This window comes from Prosthecobacter sp. (genome assembly GCF_044232965.1).
Lineage (GTDB): Bacteria > Verrucomicrobiota > Verrucomicrobiia > Verrucomicrobiales > Verrucomicrobiaceae > Prosthecobacter.
Map to the genome: position 1 here is coordinate 1 of NZ_JBIIKX010000131.1, position 7,318 is coordinate 7,318.

The 7,318-nt window shown below is 61.0% G+C and carries 2 protein-coding genes; one reads left to right on the forward strand and one right to left on the reverse strand.

The features are described 5' to 3' along the window. Positions 1-2,617 (reverse strand): isoleucine--tRNA ligase (gene ileS / locus ACILSI_RS26380; protein ID WP_395724918.1); only part of this gene is annotated, 2,617 nt, incomplete at its 3' end. A 377-nt stretch (positions 2,618-2,994) separates the two neighbouring features. Between ileS and ACILSI_RS26385 the strand changes: the two genes are divergently transcribed. Continuing rightward, positions 2,995-7,318, forward strand: a 4,324-nt coding sequence (locus ACILSI_RS26385) for a PA14 domain-containing protein (protein ID WP_395724919.1), incomplete at its 3' end; no start/stop codon positions are given.

Genomic DNA, 7,318 nt, shown 5'->3' on the forward strand with positions numbered 1-7,318 from the left:
TGATTTGGAGGTCGCTGAGGATGAGGAATTCGTGGAGGGTGGCGGGATCGCTGAAGACGGGGTGCGTGAAACCTTCGGCGGGGAGGGTCAGGGCGACGGTGGCTTCGAGGTTGGAGCCGATTTTCTTCTCCTGGCGGGCTTTTTCGATGGCCTGCTGGATGACGCCGCGAACTTTGAGCAGCTCTTCGACGGCGGCGGTGGCTTCGGTGCCCGCAAAAGCGGCATTGGGCTGCGGGAAGACCTGCATGTGCACGCTGTCGCTGTGGCCGAGGTGTTCCCACGTTTCATCGGCGGTGAAGGCGAGGATGGGGGCGAGGAGCTTGCACAAGGTCTCGGTGATCTCGCGGATGGCGGCCTGGGTGGCGCGGCGGCGCGGGCTGCCTGCGGCGTCGCAGTACATCCGGTCCTTGGTGATGTCGATGTAGAGGGCGCTGAGCTCGGTGGCGAAGAAGCTGTTCACCACGGTGAAGACCTTGCGGAAGTCGTAGGCGGCGTAGGCGGTGACGCACTCGGCGGTGATGGCGTGGAGGCGCTCCAAGATCCAGCGGTCGATCAGGGTGTAGTCCGCAGATTTCGCAGATTCAGAAGGATTTTGGGGAGCGTCGTGCAGATTGCCGAGCAACACGCGGAAAGTGTTGCGGATGCGGCGGTAGCTCTCGCCGGTCTGCTGGAAGAGTTCCTCACTGAAGGGGACTTCGTTTTGGTAATCGACGCTGCTGACCCAGAGGCGGACCATGTCGCCGCCGTACTTGTTGTAGTAGTGGTCGGCGGTCATGGGCTTGGAGCTTTTGCCGGTGCCCTGGTCGCTCTTGCTGATCTTTTTGCCGCTGGTATCGACGACGAAGCCGTGGGTGATGACGCTCTTATAAGGCGCGGCGTCGCGGGCGACGATGCTCATCATGAGGCTGCTCTGGAACCAGCCGCGATGCTGGTCGGTGGCCTCGATGTAGAGATCGGCGGGGCAATGCAGCTCGGGATGGCGGTCGAGCACGGAGACGTGGCTGCAACCGGAGTCGATCCACACGTCGAGGGTGTCGTTGCCGCGTTTCGTATCGGCAGGCAGGCCGACGGCCTCCGCCCACCAGGCGTCGTCTTTTTCGAACCAGAGATTGGTGCCCTGCTTCTCGACGATGTCGGCGACTTTGCCGATGATGTCGGTGCGCATGATGATCTCGCCCTCTGCGGAGTAGAACACGGGAAGCGGCACGCCCCAGGTGCGCTGGCGGCTGATGCACCAGTCGGGACGGCTCTCGACGGTGCCGTAGATGCGATTGCGGCCCCAGGCGGGCAGCCAGGTGACCTTGTCGATCTCTTCCAGTGCCTTGTGACGGATGGCGTCGATGCGGATGAAGAACTGCTCGACGGCGCGGAAGATGATGGGCGTCTTGGAGCGCCAGCAATGCGGATACTGGTGGACGTATTTTTCGTTGCCGAGGATCGCGCCTTTGGCGGTGAGGATCTCGATGATGCCGTCGTTGCTGGAGAAGACGTGCTTGCCCACGAAATCGGGCAATCCGCACTCGGCGGTGTATTTGCCATCGGCATCGACAGGCGAAAGGATGTCGAGCCCGTGCTCGCGTCCGGCCTGATAGTCGTCCGCGCCATGGCCGGGGGCGATGTGGACCGCGCCGGTGCCGGTGTCGTCGGTGACGAAGAGGGTGTTGATGACCTTCGAGGTGCGCGGGAGGAAGGGATGCTGAGCCGCTCCGCCGTTCAAGGCGCTGCCTTTGAAGGTGTCGTTCGCATGCGAAGTATCGAGCGCGAAGCCGGTGCTGGCGGCGAAGCCTTCGAGACGTGACTTGGCGATGACGAGCTTCTCGCTGCGGCCATCGGCATGCGCGAACTTGCCGCAGACATACTCAAACTCGGGATGCAGCGCGATGGCGAGGTTCGCGGGCAAGGTCCACGGCGTGGTGGTCCAGATGACGAGCGAGGCGTCTTCCGCGCCGGGCGGCGGACTGACGAGCGCGAATTTCACGAACACCGCGGGCGAGGTTTTCTCCTTGTACTCGACCTCCGCCTCGGCGAGCGCGGTTTGCGCTCCGTAGCTCCACAGCACGGGGCGCTTCATGCGATAGACGAGGCCTTTTTCGACGGCTTTGCCAAAGGTGCGCAGGATGCCGGACTCGTAGCCGGGATCGAGCGTGAGATACGGATTCTCCCAATCGCCGAAGACGCCGAGGCGCTTGAAGCTGGTGCGCTGGATGTCGATGTACTTGCGCGCCTCGGCTTCCGAACGCGTGCGGACTTCCACCGGCGTGAGACCGGCGGCGGATTTGACGACTTTGAACTCGATGGGCAGCCCGTGGCAGTCCCAGCCGGGGATGAAGGGCGTGTGGAAGCCGGCCATGGTCTTCGACTTCACGATGAGGTCTTTGAGCACCTTGTTCAGCGCGGTGCCCATGTGGACGTCGCCATTCGCGAAGGGCGGGCCGTCATGCAGGATGAAGGTGGGCTTGCCTTTGCTTTGAGCGACGATGCGCTGGTAGAGCTTTCCTTCCTGCCACTTCGCGAGGCGCTGCGGCTCCCGCGTGACGAGATCGGCCTTCATGGGAAAGTCGGTCTTCGGCAGGAGGACGGTGTCTTTGTAGTTACGGGCAGTGTCGGGGGCGCTCATGGTTCAGGGAAAAAGGAGGGCGAGCGTAGCGCGGCAGGAGCATGTGGCAAGAGGGACGGTCAAGCGGGTCAAGGCGTCAAGAGTGGTCAAGGCGGCGGCTCGTCTGAGCGATGGCTGCTTCGCCAGCCAGGAGGACGCCGCCCACAAACTCTTTGCCTTCATCGACGCCCCCCCCTTCGCCTGCACTCCTCCCTCAACTACAAGGCCCCCTCCCTCTTCGAGTCAGAAATCGCTCTCGCTAACAGGAGGGTCCACTTTGAATTGGATTGACTCACAGGAGGGTTTTTCGGTACCATACCTGAGTAATTCATTTTCAGTTAAGTAAATGAGCCAAGGCTGCTCCGCCTTTTGCCGCAATTCAATATCTTCCAACCGCCATGTCCATCCATCATTTCAGGATTCCAACCTTCCTGCTGATGCTTCTTTCGTTGGAGACGCTGGTTTCTGCCGCCTCTGTCACTGATCAGAACAAATGGCCCGCCGGACAAGTGCCTGTCGGCCAAACCAACGGCCCTGACGAGCTGGATGACATCTGGCAGGAGCAGTTCAATGCCTGGGCCATTGATCCTGCCGGTGACACGGACAACGACGGCTTCATCAATAGTTTAGAGGCAGTCGCCGGGACCAACCCGTTCGTGGCGACGGACAGTTTCAAGATTGGCAACATGACGATCGTCGGCAACGCGGTGGTGTTCACGTCGAAGGTCGAAGCTGGGAAAAAATACCGAGTGCTGAGTTCTGATGCGCCAAACGGGCCGGTGTGGGCGGCCGAAACGCTGCAGACGCCAGTCACTGGCACCGAGTACATTCCCTCTGCCAACCAAGCAGCGGCGACGATTTCCATCCAGACACCCGGAAACACCAAGAAGTTCTACAAGCTGGAGACCTCGGATGTGAGTTCCAGCGGCGACGGCGTCTCCGACTGGGTGAAGCGCAAACTGGGCCTTGTGCCGGGACAAACCGACAGCAATGGCGACGGCGTTTCGGACATGGCGGAAATTAACCAGACGCTACAGACACAGGATGTCATCACGGTGGAGGCGGAGACCGCCTTTGCCTCCGAGGACGGAGGTCCGGCGGGCCTGCTCCGGCTGCGGCGCAACAACAGCCTGATGGGCGCTCGAATTTACTACACGCTGGGCGGCAACGCGACGGCAGGCACGGATTTCGCGGCCTTGTCGGGCTTCGTGGATTTTGCCCCAGGAGCGAAGACCGCGACCATCGCCATCAGCCCGACGATCGACGCCGCGCTGGAGGGTGGGGAAGCCGTTACGGTGACGCTCAACGGCGGCATGATCGGCAATTCAACGCCGGTGGTGATCGACGAAAACAAAAAGCAGGCCACGGTGATCATCTCCAACACCACGGCTCCCAGTGGAACGGGGCTTCTGGCACGCTATTACGACCACTCCAACGGCACGTACGAGCATGCGGCGAATTTTGGCGATGCGGCGAACTACCAATACACACGAGCTGGCACGACGCCGAACTTCACCGGCACGGCAGTCATCACGCCGACGGGCGTGTCCCCCGCACGGCTGGCGACGCTGCTGGCGGCGCTGACACCGAACACCACGCAGGTGAGGTTCTCCTTCAACGGCGGAAACCTCAGCACGGCGGTTTACAACAACCAGAACTTCCTAGTGACGGCGAAAACGGCGGCCACCTTCACGATCGCTTTGCCACCGGGAGCCGGGCTGCCGACCACCAGCACCAGCACTTGCAATTTCAGCATCCAGCCCATCCATCCTGGCCTGATCGAGCGTGTGGAAGCGGTGAATAACGACTGGATCTACGGCACGCCGAACTTTACGACGATTTCCCACCTGAACTCGCCGGACAACTACTCCGAGACGTTCGAGACCTATTTGGCTCCGACAACGGCGGGGAACTATCGCTTCCAGCTGGATGCTGATGATAAGGCTCGCGTGCTCATTGACCTCAATTTGAATGGCACCTTTGATCTACCTGGGGAGCAGGTGGTGGAGCACGGGTGGGATACAGCCGCCACGGGTTCGCCGGAGGATGGCACAGCGGATAATGAGATCGTTGGCACCTTCAAGATCACTCCCGTGGGCACACCCTATGCCTTGGCGATCCCTGGCAGCCCCACGCAGCGCTATAAAATGCGTGTGGAGCATGTGGATGCGAGCGGCGATGCCCGCTGCCGCCTCCAGTGGAATATCGATGGTGGAGCCTTCGCCAACATCCCGCAGGCAAACCAATTCACGCACACACAGGCGATGACCTGGAGCTATACCGCAGGTAACTTGGTGGTGACACCGACGGGTGGGCACAGCCGCTCGGTCGGTCAGAATGTGGACCTCTCATTCTCCTCCGGACCGCTTTTCCGCCCCGGCGCCACCTCGACCCACAATGGCACGCTTCCAATCTCAGCGGTTAATGGCACCACGACCTTCACCGTGGCTATTCCTCAGACGACTGTGACGCTGACTGGCGCGACGACGACAGCAGGTAGTGCCACGGTGGGTGTCTCCTCGGTCGCCGGTCTCTATGTGGGCATGTCCATTACGGGCACAGGGCTGCCAGCAAATGAATTTATCACCGCTATTGGCACCAATTCGATCACGATCACCACCGGCACGGGTGTCACCGCGCAGCTCAGCACAGACCTGACCTGCCGCCTCGGTGGCATCCCTGTCTCGATCGCAGGTGCGTCCACTACGGCGGGCAGCCAGACGGTGCTGGTGCCCTCCATTGATGGCTTAGCGACTGGCATGTCGATCACGGGTCCTGGATTGCCGACGAATGCCACGATTTCCGCCATCGGCCCCGGCATGATCCTGCTGAGCACGGTCACAGGCGTCACCACGCAGGCCAGCACGACGCTGACGGCCTTCCTGCACCCGACGAGCAATGTAACGGGCAATGGCTTCGTGCTGAACAACACCGCCAGCACTACCATCGGGGTTTACAACCTCATCTATCCCAACACGACCTTCTCCGGCTCTCCGGGACGCGTCGGCACCTTCAATCAAGTGACGGAGCAGAACAACGGCATCTGGGGCACCGGCACGCCGGATGCGGCGTTGATCAATCCGGATACCTTCTCCGTCCGTTGGAGTGGGCAGGTGCAGCCGCAGTTCACCGAGGAGTACACCTTCATCGTGCAGGCGGATGATGGTTGCACCTTGAAGCTCAATGGTCAGGTGCAGGCGCTGAAGACGCTGCCCGGCACGAACAACGACGGCAGCAACTACCACTACGACAGCACCACCGGCACCCTTTTGGTGAACTATGTGAACGCCCGCATCAAGCCCGGCAGCTTTGTGGCTGGCGAGACGATCCGAATCGACCCTGCCAGTGGCAACCTCACGCAGGCCAATGGCAGCACCTACACCTATGATGCCGCCACAGGCGTGGCAATAGTCAATTACAGCAACCTGACCACCAACACGCCCGGGGGCTTCATCGCGGGCCAAATCGTGGAGCTCGATCCCACCAGCGGCACGGCCAACACTCTGGCCAACTTGCGCTACACCATTCTCTCCAATCCGACTGCGAACACCTTCACGGTGGACTTTGGCATCAATGCCTTCGCCTCGGAGACCGCAGGAACGGCTACCATCAATGTGACAGATAATCGCGACATCGTCGTCGCCTCCGTGTTTCCGGCTGGAAACGCCTCCTACACTTACACCAGTGCCACGGGTGTGACCGTGGTGGATTATGCGACTGCGGGACTGCTTGCGAACACCCTAACCACCGGTATGCAGGTGGTGCTGGATCCGACTGGAGGCAATTTGACGAATGAAATCTACACCTACAAGACCATCACGGCCCACACCGCCACGACCTTCACGGTGAGTTATGCCACGGGCCTCGGCAATTCCACGGGTTCCATGCTCTTCATGGCACCTGGCTTAACGAGCGTCCCCGCCGCTCAAACGACCGCCATGGCCCTGACGCATTACGCTGGCCGCCATGCCGCGAACAGCGTCGGCAACATCAACCTCGAAATCGTCAATAAACCGCTCAAAGACTGGTCCTCCATGGGCAATGAACGTTATGTGCGTTTTCCCGTCGTCGGCGGCACTCGCTACGACATCCAGCTCGACTACTATGAGAGCACCGGCAACGCTCGCGCTCAGCTCTACTGGCAGAGCGCCAGCCAGCCAAAGCAAATCATTCCGACCGAGAGGCTCTACCCTGAAAATATTCCGCAAGCACCTCCGGTGCATCTTGCGGACACCACGGCCACCGCGCTCGTTGGCGGTCCGTTCAGCTATGCCGTGCTCGGCAGCAATGCGGGCGCAGTCACTGTCAGCGGCCTGCCAGCGGGGCTCAGCTATCTCAACGGCTTCATTTCCGGCACGGCGACGACAGCGGGAGATTACCAAATCCTCATCAGCATCACCAATGCCGCAGGCACCAGCACTTCGGTGCTGAATCTGCATGTCGAAGCCGCTGGCGGGAATGTGGTGCGTGAAGTGTGGGCCGGCATCAGCGGCACCAGCATCTCCAGCATCCCGCTGAGCACAGCTCCCAGCAGCACCAGCAATCTGAGCAGCCTCCAAGCCCCTGTGGATGCTGCGGACGATTTTGGTGCCCGGATGCGCGGCTACATCACCGCGCCCACGACGGGCAATTACTACTTCTGGCTCAATGCCAGCGATTCGGCTGAATTCTGGCTCTCCAACGACGACGAGACGATCAACAGCTTCAAGCGTGCGACCGTCA